This window comes from Acidisoma sp. S159 (assembly GCF_009766125.1).
Lineage (GTDB): Bacteria > Pseudomonadota > Alphaproteobacteria > Acetobacterales > Acetobacteraceae > Acidisoma.
In genome coordinates, this window is sequence record NZ_LMUG01000059.1 from 445985 (window position 1) to 470055 (window position 24071).

Genomic DNA, 24071 nt, shown 5'->3' on the forward strand with positions numbered 1-24071 from the left:
ATGGCGCGAACTCAGCACCGCCCTCCTCTTCTCCGATTGTATTCGCGCCTGATCAATTCATTAGCTCCGTTGACCTGAGCAGCACTGATGATTTTATTAACGGGACGCCAAGTCCGAAAGACCCGGCCCGAAGGGTCTCTGAAACCAGTCGGCCCGACTAGGACACGCTGACCTCTGAGGAAGTTCTCGGTAACGAGGGTGGGTATTCCCGCCAGATTATGTTGGAGGTTCACCCATGGCACCCTGTGGGTGTAGGTGGTGAAGGGCCAGTTCCAGGGCCAGTAGTCCTCCTCAGCTCCGCGGACGGCGTGTGCCTCCATCATTTCCTCACTGGGCCAGTCGAACACGCCACCAGAGATGCAGAGACGATGCTCACGGCCCGTTACATCACCAATTCCGGCAAGATGCAGCGGGCCGAACGTCGCGTAGTTGTAAAGTATCTGCTGAGCCTGCTGCGCTGACTGTGCCGCTTCGTGAAGCTGGGAGCTCGTGACGTTCGCCGTGTAACTTTGCGCGCCAGCGGCGACGCCCTGCCAGGTCGGGCGCCAGGACTGCCACAGGGCGTGGCGCAGAAACTCCTCCGAGGCACCAGGGTAAGCCTGCCGGTAGTCGACGGCGCTGGTCTGGATGGCTGCATTCAGGTTCTGGAACTGCGACAGCATGGTCGCAACGCTCGGCGCTTCATCCGTAAGCGCCGACGCGGTGTAGGCGCTCAGCACACGCTCATCGAAAGCCTGCCGGGCCGCGAAGGGACCGAGGCTATTATTCTGCAAGGCGTGCAGGAAATAGACGTCGGCGACTTTGTCACGGGGCAGACCGAGAATCTGCGGTCCGCTCAGGGCACCGAAGATACGAATAGCCTCGGCCTGCTCTGCGGCCGAGCTTTGGCCGAGATCAGCCGTGCTCCTTTCGGAAAGCGGGCTGGGCTCCATGATCCGCGGCGCGAGCGGGGGATATTTCTGGTGGCCAGACGGCGCGCGTCGGACAATCCGGGGTAGCCGAGAGAGTATACCGTTGTTTACGAGGGCTTGTTCGAGTGCTGGATCGATCTGCCGGGCACCGACTCCGGGTGTAAATGGAGATGGTGGCAAGTAATAGTTTGGAGCGTTGTTCGAGTGTGTGGAATTTGTACCCTGAAAGTTCCCAACACCATTGGTTCCACCCACGAATCGCTCCAGCGCTAGACGATGACGATCATCGAGCGCCCAAAACTACCGAGGATTTGTTAACGAGACGTAAGTCGGGCGCGGAATTTGCGTGGCGAGTTACCTTCCGGCAACACAATCCCCGTCATCCGGCCGAGCGAGCGGCGGCGTCCTCGATTGTCCTCGGGCAGAAAATCACCGTGAGGCTGCGCACGCCCTGGGCGCCGCGAATAAGCACGCCCTCGATATCGGCAGTGGCGGAAGGCCCTGTCATCAGCGAGGCATAGCGGACCTCGCCGAAATCCCGCCGCTGATAGGCATCCGCGATCCCCGCGACGAGCGCCACGGGATCGAGCAGAACCACTAAATGCTGCGAGAGATAACCAACAGTATTCACCTGCAGCTCGCTTTCGCTGAGGAAAACAGAACCAGTCTCGGCCACGCCAAAACGCGCGCGCACCACAGCGACATCGACATTCTCAAGATCGCGCGGCCGGTTCACGGCATCGACGCGCGGAAACTCCGGCAATTCCCCGCTGGCATCCCGGATAAGGCGCTCACCTGGGAACTGCGCCGCGATGAATGCACCAAGCGCCGTCCCGGCCTGCAGGTCGAAAGACCGCCCACCCATCAGCGCGAGTCCCTGCTCGAAACCAGCACGCAGATCACTTGAGGCCGGAGCGAAAGCCGGGAGGTTGGGCAAAGGGTGATCACCCGGCGGTCGCGCCGCACGGCAGGCGGCCAGGATATCGTCTCGCGCGCTCATCCAGCTTTCTTCCGCCGCGCGTGCCACGAAGCGAAACTCTCGGACGGCGGTGTCGGCAATTCCCGATCGCGGCCCCAGCCATTGAGCCGCGTGTAGAGCAGCCCGCGCGGAAGGATGCGCACAGCCGTACGCGCCAAGGCGGTGGAGAGGCGATACAGCGCGGGCGACCCCAGAACCACGCCGGCCAGCCGCATCACGAGACGCTTCTTGCCGGGCAGCAATCCACCCGCCGCGATGATCCGCCGCCACGCATAAAGCTGCTCGTGGATATTGATCCTCACCGGGCAAACCTGCGTGCAACTGCCATTCAGCGTCGAGGCAAAGGGCAGGGCGGCATAGCGCGCGGGATCATAGGCCGGGTTGATGATCGCCCCGATCGGCCCGGAATAAACCGCGCCATAACTCAACCCGCCCGAGCGGCGGTATACCGGGCAAGTATTCATGCAGGCGCCGCAGCGAATGCATTTGAGCGACGTCCAGAACTCGGCCTGCCCCAGCCGCTTCGAGCGGCCGTTATCCACCAGCACGATATGCATCCGCCCGCCGTCCCGCGCTCCGCGGAAATGCGAGGTATATTGCGTGATCGGCGAACCCAAGGCACTGCGCGACAGCAGCCGCACGAAAACGCCCAGATCCGCCTGACGCGGAATCAGCTTCTCGATCCCGACCGAAACGATATGCAGCGGCGGCAGATTGGCACTGAGATCCGCATTGCCCTCATTGGTGCAAACCACCATCGCGCCGGTTTCCGCGACCAGGAAGTTCGCCCCCGTCAGCCCGGCATCGGCATCCAGCATCAGTGGCCGCGTCGTCACGCGACAATGTTCGGCGAGATAATGCGCATCGGTATTCTCCGGATCTCCGCCGATCCGCCGCGCGAAGACGCGCGCCACATCCGTCCGCAGCTTATGCACGGCGGGCACCACGATATGGCTCGGCGGTTCGTCATCGAGTTGCTGGATGCGTTCGCCGAGATCGGTCTCCGTGATGGTGATGCCATGCTGCGCCAGGAAGGGCGACATTTCGCATTCCTCGGTCAGCATCGACTTCGACTTGACGAGCGTCTTGGCGTTATTCTCGCGCAGTATACGGAGCACGATTGCATTATGTTCGGCGCCGTCCCGCGCCCAATGCACTTGCACGCCATTTGCGATCGCCTGCGCCTCGAACTGTTCGAGGTATTCCGCCAGCCGGCTCAGTGTGTGTTCCTTGATGGCGGAAGCGAGATCGCGCAGCGTCTCCCATTCGGGGACGCCATGCATCTGCCCGTCGCGCTTCTGCCGCAGCTCCCAAAGCCGCGTGTCATGGAAAGCCAGATGCGGCGCATCGGCGATAAACCGCGCGGCGGCGGCGGCGTGATCCACCGGCTCGTGAGTTTCCGGGCTCATCGCATCGCTCAGGCTGAGGCGCCGTTGAGGATCTGCGCGATATGAATGAAGCGCAGCGGCATTCCAGCACGACGCGCACAGCCCTGCTGGTGCATCAGGCAGGACGTATCCGCTGAGACGATGTAGTCGGCCCCGGCGGCGGCATGGTCTCGCACTTTGTCCAGCCCCATGCGGCCCGACACCGCATCCTCGTTCACCGAGAAGGTTCCGCCAAAGCCGCAGCATTCATCCGCCCGCAATGGCTCGACGAAACGAATGCCACGCACACCGGCAAGCAGATCGAGCGGTTTGGAGAAGGGCTTCTCCTCGATCTCCGACGTGTTCGCATGATGTAGCGAGCGCAGTGCCGTACAGCTATTATGCAGTCCCACGCGATGCGGAAACTCGGCCCAGGGAAATTCCCGTACGCACAGCACGTCATGTAGGAACTCAACGAGCTCGTACGTATTCGCGCGCAACTGGCGCACGCCCTCGTCCTGCGGGATCGCATCGAGATGCTTGCGGATATGATTGACGCAGCTCGCCGAGGGCATGACAACCGCGTCGAATCCCGCAAAGAGCCGCGCGAAATTCGCCTCCGTCCCGCGCGAGGCACCGTTAAAGCCGCTATTGGCCATCGGTTGCCCGCAACAGGTCTGACCTGCCGGGTAGGTCACATCGACGCCCAGCCGTTCCAGCAGCTCCAATGTCGCTATTCCAACTTCGGGGAAGAAGGAATCGATGAAGCAGGGAACGGCGAGGCCGACCTTCATGCTCAGGTCTTCAGGCGATATCCGCTGGCGTCCAGGCCCGAACCACCTGGCGCTGCTCGCCCAGCTTCGAGACGCCGAGAGTCATCACATCGCCGGGCTTGAGATAGACCGGCTCGGGCTTCACACCCATGCCGACGCCGGGCGGGGTGCCCGTCGTGATGAGGTCGCCGGGCAGCAGCGTGATGAAGCGGCTCACATAGCTGACCAGATGGGCCGCGCCGAAAATCATCGTCCGCGTATTGCCCGTTTGCCGGCGCTTGCCGTTGAGGTCGAGCCACATATCGAGCGCCTGTACATCGCCCACCTCATCGGGGGTGACGAGCCAGGGGCCGGTGGGCCCGAAGGTATCGGCGCCCTTGCCCTTGTCCCAGGTGCCGCCACGCTCGATCTGCCACTCGCGCTCCGAGACGTCATTGACGACGCAGAAGCCCGCGACGTGCTTCAGGGCCTCGGCCTCCGGCACATGCTGGCACTTGCTGCCGATGATGATGCCGAGTTCGACTTCCCAATCCGATTTCACGGAATCCTTGGGGATGATGACCTCGTCATTCGGGCCGGTGAGGGAGGTGATCGCCTTCGTGAAGACGATCGGCTCCTTGGGGATCGGCGCGTTGGATTCCGCGGCGTGGTCGGCGAAGTTGAGACCGATCGCGATGAACTTGCCGATGCCCGAAACCGGCACGCCAATGCGTGGCGAACCATGCACCAGCGGCAGGCTTTTGGGGTCGATCGCCCGCAGCCGGTCGAGCGAGGCAGGCGAAAGCTGCACCGGCCCGATATCGGACACGTGGAGGGAGAGATCACGGATCTGACCCTCGGCATCCAGCAGGCCGGGCATCTCCGCCCCGATCGGGCCGTATCGCAGCAGTTTCATGGTCTGGCGTTCCCTGGTGACATGCCCCGGGGCCCCGTCGGGCACCCGTTCTCTGGGGAATATCGGCGCCTCGCGGCTGAAGGGCAAGGTCGGGAAACGGCGCTTCAACGCGGCGCTACCGACCCCAGCGGATACGCATATTGTGCCAGAGAGCCCAAACCCTATCGTGAAACCGGACGTGAGAAGTCTTCCGCCAATTGATAGATGAGGTTGGCTGCTCCGTCGGAAGGACATTGTACATGCTCCCGATGCTCTCGTAGATAAAAGTGCTCGGCCGATCGATGAAGGGGTAGCCGTTGTTGATTGGACTGCAGGGCAAAGAATGCGGAGAGGCGGGGCTTTGAGAGAAATTGATCCTTGGCGGTGGGGGAGGCGGCAAACCCACAAAAGCCGGATTAGGAACAATATAGGTCTTAAAGAGGTCGAGTTCCTTTTCTCCATATGGGTTGAAATAGGGGGAGGGAATATTAATCAGCAAATAGCGGTCGGCAGCGTTATCCACTCTGTACCCGGCCAACCGCGCCCACTCCCATGACAATGGTCAAATTAGCTTCTCATTCCTAACAAAAGCTTGCCGAATGCTACTTGGCTTTTATAGCTCGTAGCTCTCCCTACACGATCCCCCCCGACCCCCCGCTCTTCGCCGGCCGGATCCGCGTCACCGCCGCGCGATACCCGCTCGCGCGGTAAGCGGCCACCGGGTCGATGGCGCTGCCCTTGCGGGACCGCGCCATCGCCAGGATCGGCTGTACGTCGGTCGTGAAAGCGCGCTTGAGCGTCTGGCTCGCCATCATCGGGTCGTTGGCGTCCTGGAAGCCGTCCAGCGCGCCGCGATCCACCAGCAGCGCCTGAGCGAAGGCGCGCTGCACCTCGACCGCGCTGGTCATCAGGCTCTCGATCGGATCGGTCACGTTATGCGACTGGTCGAGCATATAGGAGGGCGCGAAACCGGCATCGGCGCGCGCCGCCTCAACCAACTCGTTGAAGACCAGGAACAGCCGGTAAGGCTCAATCGCCCCCGCATCCAGATCGTCATCACCATATTTCGAATCGTTGAAGTGGAAGCCGGCAAGCTTCCCCGCATGGATAAGCCGGGAAACGATCATCTCAATATTCACATTCGGCGCATGATGCCCGAGATCGACCAAGCACAGCGCCCGCTCGCCTATCGCCTGGGCCGCCAGCAACGAAGAACCCCAATCTTGGATCACGGTCGCGTAGAAAGCCGGCTCGAACATCTTATGTTCCAGGAACAGCTTCCAGTCGCCGGGGATGCCCGCATAGATCGCCTTGGCGCTCTCGATATAACGCTCGAAGGCGCGGCCGAAATGCTGCTGGCCGGGGAAGTTGGCGCCATCGCCAATCCATACCGTGAGCGACTTGGAGCCAAGCACCTCACCCAATTCGGCGCAGCGGATGTTATGCGCCACGGCCTGCGCCCGCACCGCCGGATCCGTGTGGCTAAGACTGCCGTATTTATACGACAGCGGATGCAGCGTATTCCCGGGATGATCCTGGAAAGTATTGGAATTGACGGCATCAAAGCCGAGACCGAGCGAGGACGCCGCCTCCCGCACCGCCGCCATATCCGTGGTTTCGTCCCAGGGGAAATGCGGCGACACGGTGGGGGTGGCACCCGTCATGCGGTTCACGACAGCGCAATCCTCCAGCTTGTCGAAGATGCCGCGCGGCTCGCCGCCCATCGGAAAGCGCGCGAAACGTGTGCCGCCGGAACCCACGCCCCAGCTCGGCACCGCGACGGCGAAAGCCGAGACGGTATCGGTGATGCGCTCGATATCGATGCCGCGGCGCTGCAGCGCGCGGCCGAGCGCGTCGTATTCGTCGTCAAGCGCTGCCGTCAGCGGCGCATTCTGCTGGGCCAAAAAATCCTGGTCGAGTGCGGGGGTTGTGACCTGATCCATGATGCTCACCGGGTAAAGGCGTTGGCATTGCCGGCATCGACATTGATGATGTTGCCGGTGGATTTGGAGGAAATCTCGGAGGCGAAGAAAGCAACGCCCTCGGCGATATCCTCGGGATAGACGCTGCGTTTGAGCAGGGACCGCTCGCGATACACCGCTTCCAGATCGTCGAAGGATTCCGTCTTGTAGCTGGCCGCCCGCTGCTCGCCCCATTCGCCTTTCCAAATGCGCGACCCACGCAGCACGGCGTCCGGATTGACGACATTGGAGCGGATGCCGAAGGGCGCGCCTTCCAGCGCGACGCAGCGGGAGAGATGCAGTTCCGAGGCCTTGGCGGTGCAATAGGCGGCGGCGCCGGGCGACGCGACGAGCGCGTTCTTACTGGCGATCATGATGATGGAGCCGCCGAGACCCTGCTCCTTCATCGTGCGGAAGGCCTCGCGCGAGGTCAGGAAATAGCCGGTCGCGAGGATGTCGATATTCTTCTGCCAGATCGCGAGCGTTGTGTCCTCCAAAGGCGAGGCCGATGCGATGCCGGCATTGCAGACGCAAATATCGAGGCCGCCGAAAGCCGCCGCCGCTTCATGGAAGGCGGCGACCAGCGCATCCTCCTTCGTGACATCGGCCCAAACGGTGCTGACCGCATCGGCGCCAAAGCTTTTCGCCAATTCGCCGCGCGAGGTTTCCAATACCCCGCGATCGATATCGCAGAGCACGACGCAGGCGCCATCCTGCATCAGCCGCCGCGCCGAAGCCATGCCGATGCCACCGGCGCCGCCGGTAATGAAGGCGACCTTGCCGGCCAGGGCTCGGGGTTTCGGCATGCGCTGAAGCTTCGCTTCCTCCAGCAGCCAATATTCGATGTCGAAAGCCTCCTGCTCCGGCAGGCCGCGATAGACGGAGACCGTGGTGGCGCCACGCATCACATTGATGGCGTTGCGGTAGAACTCGCCGGCGATCCGCGCCGTCGCCTTGTCGGCGGCAAAGGTCAGCATGCCGATGCCGGGAATGAGGTAGACCACCGCATTGGGGTCACGCATGGCCGGGCTATTGGCCCGCTTGCAGCGATTGTAATAAGCGGCATAGCCCTCGCGATAGGTTTCCAGCGCCTCGGGCAGGCCCGGCAGCAGATCGGCGACCTCCTGCGTCCCGGGGTCGAAATCGAGCACAAGCGGTGCGATCTTGGTGCGCAGGAAATGGTCGGGGCAGGAAGTACCGAGCGGCGCCAGTGTAGCCAGATCCCGGCTGCCGACGAATTCCAGAACCTCCGGCGAGTCGTCGAAATGGCCGAGCTTGAATGGACCGTTCTTGCTGATAAGGCCACGGATCACCGGCATCAGCCCCGCCGCCACCGCACGCCGCTTCTCCGGCATGGCGGATTTGATCCGCTCGCCGCCGAAGGCTGATTTGCCGGCGCTGTGTTTCGTCAGAAATTCGGTCGCGCGATTGATGACGTCGAGCGTGGTCTCGTAGCATTCCTTCTGCGTATCGCCCCAAGTGAAAAGCCCATGCGCTTCGAGAACGAGGCCGCGCGCCTTGGGATTTTCCTCGGTGAACTTCTTCAGCCAAAGCCCAAGCTCGAAACCCGGCCGGCGCCAGGGCACCCAGCCCACGGTATCGCCGTAGATTTCTTGCGTGAGCTTGCGGCTATCGGCGGAAGCGGCAATGGCGATGATAGCGTCTGGATGCACGTGATCGACATGCGGGCGATCGATGAAGCCGTGCAGCGCCGTGTCGATGCTGGTGGCGCGTGGATTGAGATTGAAGGTGCAGTGGTTATAAAGCCCCACCATCTCGTCTTCCTGCGCGTCGCTCTTATAAATTGCTTGCAGGGAGATAAGCTTGTCCATGTAGAGCGTCGCGAAACCATCCAGCCTCATGCTGCCGATATCGCCGCCCGAGCCCTTGACCCAGAGCACTTTGACCGTCTCGCCGGTCAGCGGATCACGCTCGTCGAGCTTGGACGAGGTATTGCCGCCGCCGTAATTGGTGATGCGCTTATCCGAGCCGAGCAGGTTCGAGCGATAGACCAGAAGCGCCTCCGGGCTCAGCGAGGCCGCGACGGCATCGTCCCAGCGATTCTCGAGCAGCAAGCCGCGCTCCGCGACGTCCATTCTTGTATCCTCCCGCATGTGGCCGCCAGGATTGCTCCCTACGGCGCGCCATTCCTACCCCCGCCCGTAACAGGCTTCAATCATTTTCCGTCATTTTCCGTCATTTTCGCTTGACCTTCGGAAGGACTTCCCGCTTCCTGGGAGTAATTCGAGAGGGAACACGTCTGGGATGCTCGAAACTGAGCGCCATCGTATAATCCGTGGGCTGGTCGAGGATCGCTCCGTGGTAGCGATCGCCGAGCTGGTGGATTTGCTTGAGGCCTCGGAAGCCACGATCCGCCGCGATATCGCCGCCATGGCCGATCGCGGCGAGGTGCGGCGCGTGCGCGGTGGCGCCGAGGCGATCCACCCGCGCCACCAGACTCACTTAGGCGCCCGGCACTTTGCGGTGGAGGAGGCGGTCTGCTTCGCTGAAAAGCGCGCCATTGCCCGCGCGGCGGCGGCGCTGATCGGTGATGGCGACAGCGTGGTGATCAATGGCGGCACCACCACCTATCGCATGGTGGAGTTTCTCGCGGACCGCACGCTGGACATCCTGACCAATTCCTTTCCGATCGCCACCGAACTCATGCGCCGGAGCCGCAACCGCATCACCATTCCCGGCGGCACGATCTATCCCGAGCAGGGCGTTGTGCTGAGCCCTTTCGCCAATGACACCACCAAGCATTTTTGGGGCAGCATGCTGTTCACCGGCTGCTTCGGCCTCAATAGTTTCGGGATGATGGAAACCGATCCGCTCATTGTTCAGGCGGAGATGAAGCTGCTGGAATGCGCCGAGCGGCTGGTGATCATGGCGGATAGCCGCAAATTGCGGCAGCGTTCCGCCATGGTCGTGGTGCCGCTGGCGCGTATCGCGACGGTCATCACCGATGCCGGCGCCGCCGAGGAGGAATTGCAGATGCTGCGCGATGCCGGCGTGACGGTCATCACCGTCTCGGCCGAGGGCGCAGCGGGCGGAGAGTTGCTGCATGTTGCCTGACGGCGCGTGCATCTGAGAGAACGTGCCTGCAAGAACCGCGTGACTTCAAGAAACTCAGGGGAAACGACATGGATCGCAGAACGCTTTTGAAGACTGGTGCCATGATGGCGGCCGCCGCGACGCTACCTGCCGCGATATCGAGCCGCGCCCGCGCCGCCGGCACAATCCGTGTCGGCCTCGTCGCGAAATCGCTCGGCAATGGCTTTTTTGTCGCCGTCGACAAGGGTGCCAACGAAGCCGCCAAGGCGCTGGGCGACGTGCAGGTGATCTTCACCGGTCCCACCACGACCACGGCAGAGGGCCAGATCGAGGTCATTCAGGCGCTCATCGCGCAGCATGTCGATGCGATCGCCATTTCCGCCAATGACCCCGATGCGCTGGTGCCGGTGTGCAAGCGCGCGCTCGCACGGGGGATCAAGGTGATCTCCTATGATTCCGCGGTGAGCCCCGAGGGTCGCATTGTCCATCTCGCGCCGTCCTCGGATGAGCTGATCGGCAAGGCGCTCAACAAGCTCGCGGCGGCGGCGCTGCCGGATGGCAAGGGCAAGATCGCGCTGGTTTCCGCGACGCCCACTTCGACCAACCAGAATGCCTGGATCGCGGTAATGAAGGGCGATTTGCCGAATTACCCCGGCCTCGATCTCGTCTCCATCACCTATGGCAACGACCTCGCCGATGATTCTTATCGCGAGGCCACCGCGCTGCTGCAGAAATACCCCGATCTCAAGGTCATCGTCTCGCCGAGCTCCGTCGGCATCGTCGCCAGCGCCAAGGCGGTCGAGGATGCGAAGAAAGTTGGCCAGGTCTATGTCACTGGCCTTGGGCTGCCGTCCGAATGCGCGGGCCATGTGATGGCGGGTTCCATCAAAAGCTTCGCGATTTGGAACCCGATCGATCTGGGCTACGCGACGATCGAGGTCGCCGTGGATTTGGTGCGCGGCGCCAAGGGTCCGGGCTCCAGCCTGCCTGCCGGCCGCATGGGCAGCATCGCTTTCGACGATAAGGGTGTCGGCGCGATGGCCGTCCCCTTCACCTACGACAAGTCCAACGTCGAGCAGTTCGCGAAGGTTTTTTGAGGAAGTCGCGTTCGTGAATTTAGCCTCGCCAATGCAAATCGTCATGGCACGCGAAGGCGTGCCATCCACGCCTTCTTCGTCACAACAAAGGCATGGATGCCCGGCCTTCGCCGAGCATGACGGGGTGCCACAACGATGACCGCTCCGATCCTCACCATGACGGGTGTGACCAAGCATTTCGCTGGCGTGCGTGCGCTGGTGAAGGGCGAACTCACGCTCTATCCGGGTGAGGTGACGGCGCTCATCGGCGAGAACGGTGCGGGCAAATCGACGCTGGTGAAAATCCTCACCGGTGTGCATCACGCCGACGAGGGCAGCATCACCCTCGGCGGCGAGGTGGTGCGCATCCCCTCCGCCGATGCCGCCAATCGACTCGGCATCAGCGCCATCCACCAGGAAGCGGTGGTCTTCGACGATCTCTCGGTCGCCGAGAATATCTTCATCACCGAACGCCCGCGCCGCCACGGCATGGTCGATTGGGCGGAGATGCGGCGGCAGACGAGCAAACTGCTCGCCGAGCTGGACCCGCGCATCGATCCCGCCATGCCGATGCGCCAGCTCAGCGTCGCGCAGAAACACCTCGTGCAGATCGCCCGCGCGCTGTCCCACGAAGCGCGTGTTGTGATCATGGACGAGCCCACGGCAGCGCTCTCGCATCGCGAGGTCGCGGAACTCTTCACCATCGTGCACCGGCTGAAGGCGGAGGGCCGCGCGATCCTCTTCATCAGCCACAAATTCGATGAGGTCTTCGAAATCGCCGACCGCTACGCCGTCTTCCGCGACGGCGCGGCAGTGGGGCAGGGCCTCGTCAGCGATGTCGGGCGTGACGAGCTTATCACACTGATGGTCGGGCGTTCGGTTGACCAGGTTTTCCCCAAAGCCGTCGTGCCGATCGGCGAGGAGCTTTTCCGCGTCGAAGGTTTGTCGCGCGGCCGTGAATTCGCCGATGTCAGCTTCGGGCTGAGACGGGGCGAAATCCTCGGCGTCTACGGCCTCGTCGGCGCTGGCCGCAGCGAGGTCATGCAAACCATCTTCGGCCTCAACCGCGCCGATGCGGGCACTGTTACGCTGGAGGGCCGCAAGCTCGTCATCCGTTCGCCCGAGGACGCGATCGACCAAGGTCTCGGTTTCGTGCCGGAGGATCGGCAGATTTCCGGTGGCATTCTGCGTTTCTCGATCAACGACAACATCGCGCTGCCCAGCCTCTCCCGTCTCGCCGGTTTCGGCTTCACGCGACGCGGCGAGGAACGCAAACTCGCGGACGAATATGTCTCGCAGTTGCAGATCAAAACCTCCGGCATCGCGCAGCGGTTGGAAGAATTGTCCGGCGGCAATCAGCAGAAGGTCGTGATCGCCAAATGGCTGGCGACGCATCCCCGCGTGCTCATCATGGACGAGCCGACCAAGGGCATCGATGTCGGCGCCAAGACCGCCGTCTATCGGCTAATGGGGGAAATGGTGGCGCAGGGTCTCGGCATCATCATGGTCACATCGGAATTGCCGGAGGCGCTGGGCATGGCGGATCGCGTGCTGGTCATGCGTCGCGGTCGTGTCGCCGCACTCTTCGATCGCGTGGAAGCCACCGCCGAGGCCATCGTCCGGGCCGCGACCGATGCGTGAGACCCACAGCGCCCGCGTAGGACTTGGCACGAGGATCGGCCGCCTGCCGCATGTCGTTGGTCTCGGCCTGCTGACGCTGCTGCTGCTCGCCGCCGTGTCCTTCGCCTTTCCGCCCTTCCTCGAAGTCGATAACGTGAAGTCCCTGCTGGACGACACGGCGCTGCTCATCATGCTGGCGGTCGGCGAGATGTTCGTGCTGCTCACCCGCAGCGTCGATCTCTCCGTGGCCGCCAATGCGGCGCTTACCGGCATGGTGGTGGCGCTGTTCAATGCGGCGCATCCCGGCGCGGGCATGCTGCCGGTGATCGTGATCGCCATCGTGATGGGCGCAGTGCTGGGCGCCTTCAATGGCATTCTTGTGTGGAAGCTGCGCATCCCATCGATCGTGGTGACGCTCGGCACGCTCTCGGCCTATCGCGGCCTCGTCTATATCGTTTCGGGCGGCGCCTGGGTGAATAGCGGCCAGATGTCGCCGATGTTCCTCGGGCTGGTGCGCGTGCCGATCCTGGGCGTCAGCGTGCTGAGCTGGATCGGCTTTCTGGTCGCGGTCGCGGCTTTTCTGTTCCTCCGTTTCAGCGTGTCCGGCCGCAACCTCTACGCCGCCGGCAACAACCCGAATGCTGCCGCCTATGCCGGCATCGATGTCGGCCGCATGCAATTCCTCGCCTTCGTCCTCTCCGGTGCCATCGCGGGCCTCGCCGGCTATCTCTGGGTCGCGCGTTTCGCGGTGGCCTATACCGATGTCGCCTCGGGCTTCGAGCTTCAGGTCATCGCCGCCTGCGTCATCGGCGGCGTCTCGATCACCGGTGGGGTCGGCGGCGTGGTTGGCGTGGTGCTTGGCGGTTTGTTCCTCGGCATCATCAAGAACGCGCTGCCCGTGGTCGGCATTTCGCCCTTCTGGCAGATGGCGGTGAGCGGCCTCGTCATCACTGTCGCCGTCGTTCTCAATGCCGGTGCCCGGCGGCATGAGGGCCGCCGAATTCTCGAAGAGTCGGAGGCCGGGGCATGAGCAGCGTCCTGCCCGTGGCCACGGAGACGGCGCCGCGCCGCAATCCCGCCTGGCGCAAGCTGCTGCGCTGGGAAGTGCTGCTGGCGCTCGTCGTGCTGGCGGATTTCTTGTTCAACGCGCGGATCTCGAAATACTTCCTCGATCCCTGGACGCTCTCCGACGCCAGCTTCAACTTCACCGAGCGCGCGATCGTGGCACTCCCCATGGCGTTGCTCATCATCGCCGGCGAAATCGACATCTCCGTCGGCAGCACCATGGCGCTGTGTTCGGTGGTGATGGGCGAGGTCGCGGCGGCAGGCCACGGCACACCTCTCGTTGTACTGACCGGCATCGTGATCGGCTTTCTGGCAGGCTGCTTCAACGCGGTGCTCGTCACGTTCTTCCGCGTGCCATCCATTGTCGCGACCATCGGCACGCTCAGCCTCTATCGCGGCATTGCCTATGCCATCGTAGGGGACGGCGTGCTGAAGGCCTACAAACCGAACTTCGCCTATTTCGGCCAAGGCTATGTCGTGGGGCCGATCTCCTTTGAGCTGGTGCTGTTCGGCGGGCTCGCGATCCTGTTCGCGGTGCTGCTGCATGGCACCATCATCGGCCGGCGAATCTTCGCGATTGGCGCCAATCCCATCGCCTCCCGCGTCGCCGGCATTCGCGTGGATCAATACAAGTTCTGGATCTTCGCGACACTCGGCCTCTTCGCCGGTCTCGCCTCCGTCCTGCTGACCTCGCGCCTCGGCTCCACGCGGCCCTCGATCGCGATGGGCTGGGAACTTGACATCATTACGATGGTGATCCTCGGCGGCATCTCGATCGACGGCGGCCAGGGCTCGATCATGGGCGTCGTGCTGGCGGCGCTGCTGATCGGGCTGGTGACCTTCGGCTTGTCGCTGCTCAATGTGCCGGGCATCGTGCTGTCCATCGTCACTGGCGGGCTGCTCATCGCGGTGGTGGCTCTCTCCTCGGTGCTCGGCTATTCCGGCCGAAGACGCTCGCGCTGAGAGGTTCCATGAACCAGATCGCTTTCCGCATGCGACTCCTTCCCGGCAATGCCGAGGAATATCGCCGCCGCCACGAGGAGATTTGGCCCGAACTCGCGGCGCTGCTGCACGAAAGCGGCATCCGCGACTACAGCATCTTTCTCGACGAGGAGAGCAACGCGCTTTTCGCCGTGCTGCGGCACACGCCCGATCACCACATGGAGGCTTTGCCGGCGCATCCCGTGATGCGGCGCTGGTGGGCGCATATGCGCGATATCATGGAGACCAACGAGGACGGCTCGCCGGTCGCGACGCCGCTCGATCCCATGTTCCATCTCGATTGAGTTCATGACGTCGCTCGTCGCGGTTCTGGATATCGGCAAGACCAACACTAAGCTCATGCTGGTGGAGGCGCCGTCCGGCCGCACGGTCTGGTCGGCGGAACGCGCCTCGGCCGCCATTCTGAGCCGTAATGCGCCGGTGCTGAAGACGGAACTCGATATTTTCGGGATCGAGAACTGGCTGCTCGCCCAACTCCGCGACTTGCCGGAACGGGGGCGCGTCTCCGCGATCCTCCCCATCGCCCATGGCGCGGCACTGGTCTTGGTGGACGGCGAGGGCGAGGTGCTTGCGGCGCCGGATTACGAGGATACCAGCTTCGACCGTCTGCGCGGCGAATACACCCGCCTGCGCGATCCCTTCGCCCAAACGCTGTCGCCGGCACTACCCGCCGGCCTCAACCTCGGAACGCAGCTCTACCATCTGCAGAACGAGGCTTCCGCGCTGTTCCTGCGCGCCCGCTACGTGCTCACCTATCCGCAATACTGGTCGTGGCGCCTTTCGGGCGTCACGGCGAGCGAGGTGACATCACTCGGCTGTCACAGCGATCTATGGAACCCGACTGCCGCGACCTTCTCGGATCTCGTGCTCCGCCAGGGCTGGGCGGCGCTGATGCCGCCGCTGCGCCCCGCGCGCGCCGCGCTCGGCCCGCTGCGGCAGGAGATCGCGGAGGCGACCGGGCTGCCGAAGGATTGCGCCGTGATCTGCGGCATTCATGACTCGAATGCCTCCTATCTCGCGCATCGCGTGGCGCGGCCGGATGGCGACGCCTTCACGGTCGTCTCCAGCGGAACCTGGTGCATCGTGCTGGCCAAGGGCGCCGATCTTTCCCGGCTGCGCGAAAGCGACGACATGCTTGCCAATGTCGATGCACTGGGCGAACCCACCGCCACCGCGCGCTTCATGGGCGGCCGCGAATACGCGGTGATTGCCGGAGAGGCTGCGCGTGGCGTGCCACCGACCGAGGCCGGCTTGGCGGCGGTAGTGGCGGCCGGCGCCGAGGCGCTGCCGAGCTTTGCCTTGGGCGGCCCATTCCAGGGCCGCACCGGGCAGCTCGAGGCTGCGGAAGCGCTGGAGGCACCGGCCCGCGCGGCGCTGGCTACCCTCTACTGCGCGCTTATGGCCGACCTCATCCTCGACCGTCTGTGCACCACCGGCGCGATCCTGGTGGACGGCCCCTTCGCGGAGAACCCGCTTTTTGGCCGCCTTCTTCAGGCCCTGCGGCCGGCTGATCTTGTCTCGCTTGGCGGTACCCGACACGGCATCGGAGCGGCGGTGCTGTGGCTTGCGGGAGAACCGGTGCCGCCCGAAGCGCCAGCCGCGGCCCTGCCGCCTCTTTCGATGGCTAAAGTATTGCGCGCCCATCGGGATCACTGGCGCGCTCAGATTGCCTAACCCGGCTGTGTTCGTTCGCCGAGCACACCGGCCCCTCCATCTTGTTGTTGAAGGCGTCGATATCGCCGGACGGCAGTCACGACGCAGTATTTGGTCGCTACTTGCGGGCCCGACGACCACGACCCGAATAAGGCTCAAGATCGCTTGCTGCACGTCGTGGCGGCGACGCAGTCAGATTGTTACGCTGGTTCGACGCGTTTCCAGTAGGAGTCCTTTGCGATCACAGCACCTTCACGAAATGTGTAGAAGTCGCAACCGAGTGCCTCGATCTGCTCACCGGAGGGCGTGGTGCCAGTGATGGTCCATTTTGAGATACCGGTGTCGCCGCAGGCATAGTGGGTAGCCTGGCCGAAGTGGACATCGGGCAGGCCGGCGAAGCGCGTGGCAAGCCCCTCGCGGACGGCGGCTTTGCCCTCATAGCGGCGCCCATGAGGGTCGGGGCCGCGAGGCATCAGCAGAATGCAGTCTTCGGCGAAAAACTTCATTACTTGGTCGAGGTCGTGCGCGTTGAAAGCGTCGCAGACGCCCTCGAGCAAGGCGATGATCGATGTGGTGTCAGCCACGGCTGCCTCGATGTAAGGGCGAGCACCATAGCACCGCGGCATCGAAATCCTTCAGTGTAATCGGTTGAATAGTAAGATCGTCTCCCCATAGATGTTCGTGTTATTGGCAAGTCGGGATCCGTGGGATCGCTGCAAACGATGAGGACTCGCCGATGGAAGATCACCCGAAGGTCACGAGGTTTTTGCACAGATCATCTATTTATATCGGCATCACGGTGATCGTTTGTGGATTGGCAGCTTCCGCTGCTTGTGCTCGGGACTCGAATACAACCAGTGGTAGTTCAAAATCAGTGACGACGACGCTCGCAAATACGGCAGCTCTCGATACCAGCAACCCGGAAGTGCAGCGGAAGGCGCGCAAACTCGCGCGAGAGCCCGCGGTACGACCGCCGGGCGGCCATCGCATCGTCGAGGACCATTCCGGTCGCAAGCAACTAGGCAAAGCCTCAGTCTATGCACCACGCTTTCAGGGCCACAAAATGGCGAACGGACGAGCGTTCGACCAGAAGGGCCACGCGGCGGCCAGCAAATCCCTCCCGCTCGGAACGGTTGCCAAGGTGACCAACCTCCAGAACGGCCGCACAGCCGTGGTGACGGTCGAAGACCACGGACCATACGTCAACGGCCGGGCCGTCGATGTGACAAGCGCGACCGCCCGGCAGCTTGGAATCACCAAGCGGCAGGGAATAGTGCCTGTCGTCGTCGCACCTGTCGCGATCCCTCAATCCAATGGCACGGTCACGGCGGGCGCGGGAGCCGTCCCTGGCCCCGCCACGGCAAACTGAAGGTCTAAGTCTCAGCTACCTGGCAGTGGCGAGCCGATCGACGGCTGATGTCTTAGCCGCCCATCGAGGCGACCAAACGCTCGTCCCGAACTGTGGCGCTAGGTGCTCTCGCGAATGGCACCTGCTCCTATGTCCAAAGCCCCTGGTCGAGGGGACCGGCGGTATGCCAAAACCCGCTCATGGCCAAGAACAGGGATATCCCCACAGACCTTCAACCGAACCCGGCGGACTATGCCTTCGACCTCGATGGCGTATTGAGCGCCGTGGTCGGGCTACGCTCCACCGCGCCCTCGGACGCCTTTACCGCCTCGGCCCTGGGAACCGAGCGAGAGGGCTCGGGCATCGTCATCGGCGATGATGGTCTGTTGCTCACCATGGGCTACCTCATCATGGAGGCGGAAACGATCTGGATCACCTCCGCGGATGGCCGCGCGGTGCCGGGGCATGCCTTGGCCTTCGACGGGGAGACCGGGTTCGGCCTCGTGCAGCCGTTGGGCAAGCTGGGGCTACCCAAGCTCGAACTCGGCGACAGCGGCGAAGCCGCCCTGGGCGAGGCCGTCCTCTTCGCCTCGGCAGGCGGCCGGCGCCGGGCGATCGAGACCAGAGTCGTTGGCCGCCAGGAATTCGCGGGCTACTGGGAATACCTGCTGGATGACGCGATCTTCACCGCGCCCGCGCATCCCTTCTGGGGAGGCGGCGCGCTGATCGGCAAGGATGCCGAACTCTTGGGCGTCGGCTCGCTCATTCTCCAGCAGGGTGACGCCGAGGGTCGCCGCCTTGACATGAATATGATCGTGCCGATCGGCGAATTGCACCCGATCCTCGATGATTTGCGCCGCTACGGTCAGGTCCTCCGGCCCGCGCGCCCTTGGCTCGGCATTTACGCCATGGAGGATGACGACACGGTGATGATCGGGGGCCTCGCCGACGGCGGACCGGGCGATCGTGCCGGGCTCCATACCGGCGACCGCGTTCTGGCGGTTGAGGGCAAGGAGATCACCGACCTGGCCGCCCTATGGCGCGGCGTATGGGCCTGCGGCCCAGCAGGCGCGCGGGTGACGCTCACGGTCCAGCGGGGCGAGCGAAGGCTGAATGTGCCCGTCGCGACTATAGATCGGCGTTCGCTTCTAAAGACGCCACGGATGCATTGAACAACGCGCCGAGCCCCGAGACACTGGAGAACCGCATCACCTTGAGCACCGCAGCACCGATCGACACCGTCGTACAGAAAGATATCCTCGACGCCGTCGATTCTCTTCAGGACCATTCGGCCGATCTGCTGAAACGGCTTGTGAGGCATCGCAGCATTCTCGGAAACGAGCAGCCCTGCATCGAGGAAATGGCGTCGATGTACGAGGCGCTCGGCCTCGCGCCGCATTTCATCCCGATTGAGGAAGAAAAACTCACCGATCATCCGGGCTTCTCGCCGCCCATGATGTCGTACGCCGGTCGCACCAATGTCGCGGCGGTTCATCGCCCGCGTAACGTGACCGGCCGCAGCCTGCTGCTGCAAGGCCATCTCGATGTCGTGCATGAGGGTGCGGCCGAGCTTTGGGCAAGCCCGCCCTACGACCCCGCAATCCGCGACGGTAGGCTCTATGGCCGTGGGTCGGGAGACATGAAGGCCGGCCACGCCGCAATTCTCACCGCCGTGGCAGCGCTCCGTCGAGCCGGGATGCAGCCGGCCGCCGAACTGCAACTTGCTGCCGTGATCGAGGAGGAATGCACCGGCAACGGCGCCCTCGCCACCATGCTGGCGTTGCCGAAGCCTGAGGGCTGCATCATCCCGGAGCCAGGGCCCGGCTGGGACGCGCTGTGGGTATCGGAAGTCGGAGTGGTTTGGGCTTGGGTCACGGTCACCGGCCGCCCGGTCCATGTCCGCCAGATGCAGCGCGGCATCAACGCGATCGACGCCGCCTATGTCGTGGTCGAGCATTTCCGCCGCTACGAAGCGCGCATGAACGAGAAGGGCATGATCCATCCGGCCTTCGCCGGCGAGGCGCATCCCGTCAACGTCAATTTCGGCACGATCGAGGGCGGCGAGTGGAACAGCTCCGTGCCGACACGCGCGAAGATCGGCCTGCGTGTCGGAGTTATGCTCGGACGGTCCTGCCGTCAGGTGCAGCAGGATATCCGCGAGGTCGTAGCCTCGGCTGGCGCGGATCCAAGACTTACCGGAATCACCTTGGATCTTGTGTTCCGTGGCTTCACGGCGGATGCCTGCCTGCTGCCGCCCGAACAGCCGATCGCCCGTCTGGTGCAGGAGGTTCACCTCAGCCTCAACGACGAGCCGGTTCGCCCTTACTGCGCTCTCGCCTTGACCGACGCACGCTTCTACGCGCTTTACAGCGACACGCAGGTGACCTGCTACGGGCCGGACGGCGACGGCGCGCACGGTATCGACGAGAGTGTGAGCCTAGCCTCTCTGCACCGCGTCACCCGCACCCTGGCACTAGCCATCGCCAATTGGTGCGGCCTGGAACCGATCGCCAAGCCGCACCGATAACGTCGCGCGGAGCGCCTTACAGCGCGTTCAGCGTCCGCACTAGCGGGGCGGCCGCGGGGTTGCGCACCCTGCGCGAGACAACGATGTCGGTTACGGTCACGGGCCGGCCATAGTAACTGGCATTGTCATCCCGGTTTGGCTTCACCAGCGTGCCGTTCAGGCTGACACCGGCATAGGCGCCGGACGAAGACGCCCACACAACAATATCGGCGCCGACATTGGCGGTGGTCGCGCCCTCAACGGTCGAACCGAGCGTTGCCACTGCAATTCCCGCATTCGCGCCGATCTTGAATTTGTCCCGCATGAGCGCCCGCAATGCCTTCTCGCTCATGATGAACATAATCATCTCGGATTGCTGGGCCCCGATCTGCAAGCCGAAGCTCGCGGAGGCGACAGTATAGAAGGCGGGGTCGCTCCAGCCGTGCGCGCCGCGCGTCATCAGCACCGCCTGTCCGCCCTCGCCGCCGAAGAAGAAACCGGCCTTGAATATCCGTGGAGCGATAAGCACGGCGCGCGCCCGGCGCAGCAGCTGCTTCGCGTTTCCGAATTCTTTGTCGCCCTCGAGATCCTGCAACGTGCCCAGCGCGTGGTTAACGGTCGACTGCTCATCACTGGCCGCGCGGGCCGCCGGATCGGCCGCTAGAATCATCGAGGCTGCAAGTGCTGCTGCGAGTGTCAAATGAGTCCGACGGGATATCATCACCATCCTCCTTGGTTCTGGCGGCAGGGTTCAAGCCGGGAGACAAGTGGCTCTGTCCCTGGCGCGCCCGTCGCGGAGCACCGCTATAGCCTATCTGCTGACGGGGGCGAAGCCTCCTAGAAGGTGGCGCAGACCCCGGGGCGCCGTGTCAGCCAGGGCCGCGCCTCCTCGACCTGTGCGGCAAGGCCAAGGATCGTGGCCTCATCGCCATAGCGGCCGACAAACTGCACCCCGACGGGAATTTGCTCCTCCGTCCAGGTCGCGGGCACCGACATTGCCGGTAGGCCCGACAGGTTGAAGGCGAACATGAAGGCGGCATCAGTCCATTTGGCATTATAACGATCGAAATCGGCTTCGTTCATGTCCCAATAGCCGACGGGGCGCGGAAGCTGCGTGAGCGTCGGCGTCAGGAAGACGTCATAGGGGTGGAGTTCCATCTGAATCCGCTGATTGGCCTTACGAATGGCCGATACGCTGGCCGCGTATTCCGATGCGGAGAGTGATCGCCCTCGCTCCAGCATTGACCAATTCAAGGGCACGAGATCCGACTCTTCGACCTGCCGTCCGGTGGTTTTCGCGAGTTCGTCGAATTCCAGTACGGTTTGCACCGAATTCATCCGGTTGTAGTCGAGCCAAGCCGATCCGAGATCGGTCGTAAGATCATATTCCTCGACGTTATGCCCTAAACTTTCGAGCAGCACGGCGGTCTCCTTGACCGCGCGTGCCACTTCCGGTGCGAATTCGGGACCCCAAGGCGTCGTCAGCGTAAACCCGATTCGGAGGCGCCTTGGGCGGTCTCCGATACCGTCGAGCCAGGATTTGGCCGGCAGTGGAGGGGTATAGGGATCGCCCGGCAGCGTACCGGCAGTCGCATCGAGATACGCGGCGGTGTCGCGAACGGTGCGGGTGAGCGCGAAGAAAAACACACTGCCAAACCAAATCTCGACATCGGCCGGTCCATAGGTGATCCGCCCGCGCGACGGCTTGAGGCCCACCAGACCGCAACAGGACGCGGGAACGCGGATCGACCCGCCGCCATCCGTCCCCTCGGCAATGGGAACCATGCGCGACGCAACGGCTGCCGCAGAGCCGCCGCTGGACCCGCCGGGCGTCACCGCAGTGTTCCAAGGATTGAGCGTTGGCCCATAGAGCCTTGGCTCGGTAGCGATGCACCAGCCATTCTCGGGAACGTTGGTTCGGCCGAGGAGAATAAACCCAGCTGCTTTTATGCGCCGCACCATTTCGGAGTCGAAGCCGCAAACAAAATCCTTGCGATAAGCGAGCCCGGCGGTGAGCCGCGTGCCCTCCCACATCGAACCGATATCTTTCAGCAGAAACGGCACACCGGCGAAGGGTCCGCCGCTGGCTTGCGTCGCCATCTGACGCGCGAGATCGAAAGTCTCGATCACCACCGCATTCAATTTCGGATTGAGTGAATCGATCGTGCTGATGGCGGCCTCGACAAGTTCCGACGAGGAAACTTGTCGTGTCTTGACCAGTTCAGCTAGCCGGAGCGCATCGCTTTCCGCATAGAGCCGGAGGAGATCCGGTGTAGTCGTTGTCATGCTCTGCGCTCCGGCTCAGGCCAAGACTCTGCTTCCGCCTCGTCCTTATCCCCGTAGCGCCGAGATGATCTCCGCACAAGTCGGCGTCCGGCCGACATTCGTCAGGGCGTAGTTGAGCCCGGCACGCTGCCATTCGTCATTGACCGTCGAGGTGCCGTCGCTCGCGACAACGACCTCGTAGCCGAGATCCGCGGCATGCCTCGCGGTGTGCTCGATCGACATATTGGTCCAAGCGCCTGTGATGATGACGGTCTCAACGCCGAAGCCTTGCAGCAGGCTTTCCAGCTTCGTTCCGCAGAAGCCGTTCATCCGCATTTTTTCGACAATGAAGTCGCCTTCCTGGGGTTCGAGCCCGGGAACAGCCGCTGCACCCCAGCTACCGCGCACGACGGCATTCGCCTCTTTGATCCCCTTGTAGAGCGGAGCATTGAGTTTGAGCCCCTTAGCCCCGGCCTCGACAATATAGTGGATATGGAAGACGGGGATGTTGAGAGCGCGAGCCTCTTTCGCAAGTCGCGCGACATTGGCCACCGCATTCTGGCTCTTCGCATGCGCTGGCGAGCCGGAGCCCGCGAATGCGCCTCCTTCGCCGATCACGTCATTCTGCATGTCCTGGATGATCAGGGCCGCGGAAGATGGTTTGATCCGGAGTGCTTCTTCTGTCGCCATCGTCACTTCCTCCTAGGTCATATAGGGAAGGCGGTTGCCGCTCACGTTCAGATCGATCTTGTAGAGAGACGTCGATGCGCAAATGAACAGTGTATTCCATTCATCGCCGCCCCAGTTGAGGTTTCCGACATTCTCCGGAACCTCGATCCGGCCGAGCACTTCTGCTTGCGGACTAATAACCCAAACGCCACCCGGCCCTGTGACGTAGACGTTCCCGTTGGCGTCACACTTCATCCCGTCGGGAATACCCTCGTCGAGTGCTCCAGATCCAACCTTGTCCACAAAGATCGCGCCACTATCAATGGTTCCGTCAGCAGCGACCTTGAAGACCCGAATATGCGCGTGTGTGCTGTCATTGATATACAAAAGCGATTCGTCCGGCGAGAAGCAAAGCCCATTCGGCTGGCTGAAGTCATTGACAAGCAGCTGGAGTTTCTCGCCGGAGGGTTGCACGCGATAGACACCCTGGAACGAAAGATCCTGTTTGCGCTCAACACCGAAGACCGGCATCCGCCCGTATGTCGGATCGCTGAAATAGACACTCTTATCCGACGCGACCACAACGTCGTTCGGGCTGTTCAGTTCCTTACCCTCGAAATGGGAAGCGACCGTTTGACGGCTCCCATCGGTCCGCTGTCTGATCAGGCTACTGGTCGCATGCTCGCAAATCAGCAGATCACCGCTGACTTCATAGGTCATGCCGTTACCCTTATTCGAGGGCCGCGCCACCTCAGTTACCCCCTTCGCGGCATCCCAGCGCCGCCGAGTGTCGCCCGGCATATCGCTGAATAAGAGGAATTTGCCGGCGCGGTTCCAGACCGGCCCCTCGGTGAAAGTGAATCCTGTGCCGAGACGCTCGACCTTCGCGCCTTTTGGCACAAGTTCGTAAAAGCGCTCGCTGTTCGTGATGGCGGTCACCTTCCCATT

At 63.1% G+C, this 24071-nt stretch carries 22 protein-coding genes; 10 read left to right on the top strand and 12 right to left on the bottom strand.

Going from position 1 to position 24071, the window contains the following annotated elements; genetic code table 11:
• Window positions 1-11: 11 nt before the first annotated feature.
• The 7 genes from GSQ92_RS18860 to GSQ92_RS18890 all read right to left on the bottom strand — a co-directional run bounded on the left by GSQ92_RS18860 (window position 12) and on the right by GSQ92_RS18890 (window position 8961).
• Complete coding sequence (locus tag GSQ92_RS18860; protein WP_158804750.1) at window positions 12-932, bottom strand: hypothetical protein; 921 nt, start codon at window positions 930-932, stop codon at window positions 12-14.
• 358 nt (window positions 933-1290) lie between these two features.
• Window positions 1291-1911 (bottom strand): LUD domain-containing protein, encoded by a 621-nt coding sequence (locus tag GSQ92_RS18865; protein WP_159013838.1) that lies wholly within the window; start codon window positions 1909-1911, stop codon window positions 1291-1293.
• The gene (locus tag GSQ92_RS18870) at window positions 1908-3299 is read right to left on the bottom strand and encodes a lactate utilization protein B (protein WP_158804748.1); all 1392 of its coding nucleotides are present in this window, start codon (window positions 3297-3299) and stop codon (window positions 1908-1910) included. Before GSQ92_RS18870 ends, GSQ92_RS18865 begins: the two co-directional genes overlap by 4 nt.
• A gap of 8 nt (window positions 3300-3307) precedes the next feature.
• The gene (locus GSQ92_RS18875; protein ID WP_158804747.1) at window positions 3308-4051 is read right to left on the bottom strand and encodes a (Fe-S)-binding protein; all 744 of its coding nucleotides are present in this window, start codon (window positions 4049-4051) and stop codon (window positions 3308-3310) included.
• A 10-nt stretch (window positions 4052-4061) separates the two neighbouring features.
• Window positions 4062-4925 carry a fumarylacetoacetate hydrolase family protein gene (locus GSQ92_RS18880; protein ID WP_158804746.1) on the bottom strand — a complete coding sequence of 288 codons (864 nt, stop codon included), beginning with the start codon at window positions 4923-4925 and terminating at the stop codon, window positions 4062-4064.
• Window positions 4926-5536: 611 nt separating this feature from the next.
• A complete protein-coding gene (gene rhaI / locus GSQ92_RS18885) occupies window positions 5537-6847 on the bottom strand; it encodes an L-rhamnose catabolism isomerase (protein ID WP_158804745.1) in 1311 nt (436 codons plus the stop codon).
• Between the two features lie 5 nt (window positions 6848-6852).
• Complete coding sequence (locus GSQ92_RS18890; protein ID WP_158804744.1) at window positions 6853-8961, bottom strand: bifunctional rhamnulose-1-phosphate aldolase/short-chain dehydrogenase; 2109 nt, start codon at window positions 8959-8961, stop codon at window positions 6853-6855.
• A gap of 169 nt (window positions 8962-9130) precedes the next feature.
• On the opposite strand from GSQ92_RS18890, the gene GSQ92_RS18895 reads away from it, so the two are divergent.
• The 7 genes from GSQ92_RS18895 (at window position 9131) to GSQ92_RS18925 (ending at window position 16356) form a co-directional block, all read left to right on the top strand.
• Window positions 9131-9940 carry a DeoR/GlpR family DNA-binding transcription regulator gene (locus GSQ92_RS18895; protein WP_158804743.1) on the top strand — a complete coding sequence of 270 codons (810 nt, stop codon included), beginning with the start codon at window positions 9131-9133 and terminating at the stop codon, window positions 9938-9940.
• Between the two features lie 68 nt (window positions 9941-10008).
• Complete coding sequence (gene rhaS, locus GSQ92_RS18900) at window positions 10009-11016, top strand: rhamnose ABC transporter substrate-binding protein (protein WP_158804742.1); 1008 nt, start codon at window positions 10009-10011, stop codon at window positions 11014-11016.
• A gap of 135 nt (window positions 11017-11151) precedes the next feature.
• A complete protein-coding gene (locus GSQ92_RS18905) occupies window positions 11152-12636 on the top strand; it encodes a sugar ABC transporter ATP-binding protein (RefSeq protein WP_158804741.1) in 1485 nt (494 codons plus the stop codon).
• Window positions 12629-13645: an ABC transporter permease gene (locus GSQ92_RS18910; protein ID WP_158804740.1), complete on the top strand. Its 1017-nt coding sequence runs from the start codon at window positions 12629-12631 to the stop codon at window positions 13643-13645. The genes GSQ92_RS18905 and GSQ92_RS18910 overlap by 8 nt, the downstream gene beginning before the upstream one ends.
• The gene (locus GSQ92_RS18915) at window positions 13642-14643 is read left to right on the top strand and encodes an ABC transporter permease (protein WP_158804739.1); all 1002 of its coding nucleotides are present in this window, start codon (window positions 13642-13644) and stop codon (window positions 14641-14643) included. The genes GSQ92_RS18910 and GSQ92_RS18915 overlap by 4 nt, the downstream gene beginning before the upstream one ends.
• 8 nt (window positions 14644-14651) lie before the next feature.
• Window positions 14652-14966, top strand: coding sequence for an L-rhamnose mutarotase (gene rhaM, locus GSQ92_RS18920; RefSeq protein ID WP_158804738.1), 315 nt, complete (start codon window positions 14652-14654; stop codon window positions 14964-14966).
• Between the two features lie 4 nt (window positions 14967-14970).
• Window positions 14971-16356 (top strand): FGGY-family carbohydrate kinase, encoded by a 1386-nt coding sequence (locus GSQ92_RS18925; RefSeq protein WP_158804737.1) that lies wholly within the window; start codon window positions 14971-14973, stop codon window positions 16354-16356.
• A gap of 179 nt (window positions 16357-16535) precedes the next feature.
• On the opposite strand, the gene GSQ92_RS18930 is transcribed toward GSQ92_RS18925, so the two are convergent.
• Window positions 16536-16919, bottom strand: a complete 384-nt coding sequence (locus GSQ92_RS18930; RefSeq protein ID WP_216850393.1) for a nuclear transport factor 2 family protein — start codon at window positions 16917-16919, stop codon at window positions 16536-16538.
• A 290-nt stretch (window positions 16920-17209) separates the two neighbouring features.
• Between GSQ92_RS18930 and GSQ92_RS18935 the strand changes: the two genes are divergently transcribed.
• The 3 genes from GSQ92_RS18935 to GSQ92_RS18945 all read left to right on the top strand — a co-directional run bounded on the left by GSQ92_RS18935 (window position 17210) and on the right by GSQ92_RS18945 (window position 20210).
• Complete coding sequence (locus GSQ92_RS18935; protein ID WP_254065808.1) at window positions 17210-17704, top strand: septal ring lytic transglycosylase RlpA family protein; 495 nt, start codon at window positions 17210-17212, stop codon at window positions 17702-17704.
• 179 nt (window positions 17705-17883) lie between these two features.
• The gene (locus GSQ92_RS18940) at window positions 17884-18855 is read left to right on the top strand and encodes a S1C family serine protease (protein ID WP_158804734.1); all 972 of its coding nucleotides are present in this window, start codon (window positions 17884-17886) and stop codon (window positions 18853-18855) included.
• Window positions 18852-20210, top strand: a complete 1359-nt coding sequence (locus GSQ92_RS18945) for an ArgE/DapE family deacylase (protein WP_174247822.1) — start codon at window positions 18852-18854, stop codon at window positions 20208-20210. The genes GSQ92_RS18940 and GSQ92_RS18945 overlap by 4 nt, the downstream gene beginning before the upstream one ends.
• Window positions 20211-20226: 16 nt before the next feature.
• On the opposite strand, the gene GSQ92_RS18950 is transcribed toward GSQ92_RS18945, so the two are convergent.
• The 4 genes from GSQ92_RS18950 to GSQ92_RS30350 all read right to left on the bottom strand — a co-directional run bounded on the left by GSQ92_RS18950 (window position 20227) and on the right by GSQ92_RS30350 (window position 24062).
• The gene (locus GSQ92_RS18950) at window positions 20227-20910 is read right to left on the bottom strand and encodes a lipid-binding SYLF domain-containing protein (RefSeq protein WP_158804732.1); all 684 of its coding nucleotides are present in this window, start codon (window positions 20908-20910) and stop codon (window positions 20227-20229) included.
• A gap of 116 nt (window positions 20911-21026) precedes the next feature.
• Entirely contained in the window at window positions 21027-22475 is a 1449-nt protein-coding gene (locus GSQ92_RS18955) for an amidase (protein WP_159013841.1), read from the bottom strand.
• Between the two features lie 45 nt (window positions 22476-22520).
• Complete coding sequence (locus tag GSQ92_RS30345; RefSeq protein WP_216850392.1) at window positions 22521-23144, bottom strand: cysteine hydrolase; 624 nt, start codon at window positions 23142-23144, stop codon at window positions 22521-22523.
• Between the two features lie 12 nt (window positions 23145-23156).
• Window positions 23157-24062: an SMP-30/gluconolactonase/LRE family protein gene (locus tag GSQ92_RS30350; protein ID WP_216850390.1), complete on the bottom strand. Its 906-nt coding sequence runs from the start codon at window positions 24060-24062 to the stop codon at window positions 23157-23159.
• Between the last annotated feature and the right edge of the window lie 9 nt (window positions 24063-24071).

What these genes read in the sequence shown, in the direction of transcription:
- GSQ92_RS18860 (WP_158804750.1), bottom strand. Translation starts at nt 932, where the DNA reads ATGGAGCCCAGCCCGCTTTCCGAAAGGAGCACGGCTGATCTCGGCCAA.
- GSQ92_RS30345 (WP_216850392.1), bottom strand. Translation starts at nt 23,144, where the DNA reads ATGGCGACAGAAGAAGCACTCCGGATCAAACCATCTTCCGCGGCCCTG.
- GSQ92_RS18905 (WP_158804741.1), top strand. Translation starts at nt 11,152, where the DNA reads ATGACCGCTCCGATCCTCACCATGACGGGTGTGACCAAGCATTTCGCT.
- GSQ92_RS18865 (WP_159013838.1), bottom strand. Translation starts at nt 1,911, where the DNA reads ATGAGCGCGCGAGACGATATCCTGGCCGCCTGCCGTGCGGCGCGACCG.
- GSQ92_RS18875 (WP_158804747.1), bottom strand. Translation starts at nt 4,051, where the DNA reads ATGAAGGTCGGCCTCGCCGTTCCCTGCTTCATCGATTCCTTCTTCCCC.
- rhaI (WP_158804745.1), bottom strand. Translation starts at nt 6,847, where the DNA reads ATGGATCAGGTCACAACCCCCGCACTCGACCAGGATTTTTTGGCCCAG.
- rhaM (WP_158804738.1), top strand. Translation starts at nt 14,652, where the DNA reads ATGAACCAGATCGCTTTCCGCATGCGACTCCTTCCCGGCAATGCCGAG.
- GSQ92_RS18880 (WP_158804746.1), bottom strand. Translation starts at nt 4,925, where the DNA reads ATGAAACTGCTGCGATACGGCCCGATCGGGGCGGAGATGCCCGGCCTG.
- GSQ92_RS18950 (WP_158804732.1), bottom strand. Translation starts at nt 20,910, where the DNA reads ATGATATCCCGTCGGACTCATTTGACACTCGCAGCAGCACTTGCAGCC.
- GSQ92_RS18910 (WP_158804740.1), top strand. Translation starts at nt 12,629, where the DNA reads ATGCGTGAGACCCACAGCGCCCGCGTAGGACTTGGCACGAGGATCGGC.
- GSQ92_RS18870 (WP_158804748.1), bottom strand. Translation starts at nt 3,299, where the DNA reads ATGAGCCCGGAAACTCACGAGCCGGTGGATCACGCCGCCGCCGCCGCG.
- GSQ92_RS18925 (WP_158804737.1), top strand. Translation starts at nt 14,971, where the DNA reads ATGACGTCGCTCGTCGCGGTTCTGGATATCGGCAAGACCAACACTAAG.
- GSQ92_RS18955 (WP_159013841.1), bottom strand. Translation starts at nt 22,475, where the DNA reads ATGACAACGACTACACCGGATCTCCTCCGGCTCTATGCGGAAAGCGAT.
- GSQ92_RS18940 (WP_158804734.1), top strand. Translation starts at nt 17,884, where the DNA reads ATGGCCAAGAACAGGGATATCCCCACAGACCTTCAACCGAACCCGGCG.
- GSQ92_RS18890 (WP_158804744.1), bottom strand. Translation starts at nt 8,961, where the DNA reads ATGGACGTCGCGGAGCGCGGCTTGCTGCTCGAGAATCGCTGGGACGAT.
- GSQ92_RS18915 (WP_158804739.1), top strand. Translation starts at nt 13,642, where the DNA reads ATGAGCAGCGTCCTGCCCGTGGCCACGGAGACGGCGCCGCGCCGCAAT.
- GSQ92_RS18895 (WP_158804743.1), top strand. Translation starts at nt 9,131, where the DNA reads ATGCTCGAAACTGAGCGCCATCGTATAATCCGTGGGCTGGTCGAGGAT.
- rhaS (WP_158804742.1), top strand. Translation starts at nt 10,009, where the DNA reads ATGGATCGCAGAACGCTTTTGAAGACTGGTGCCATGATGGCGGCCGCC.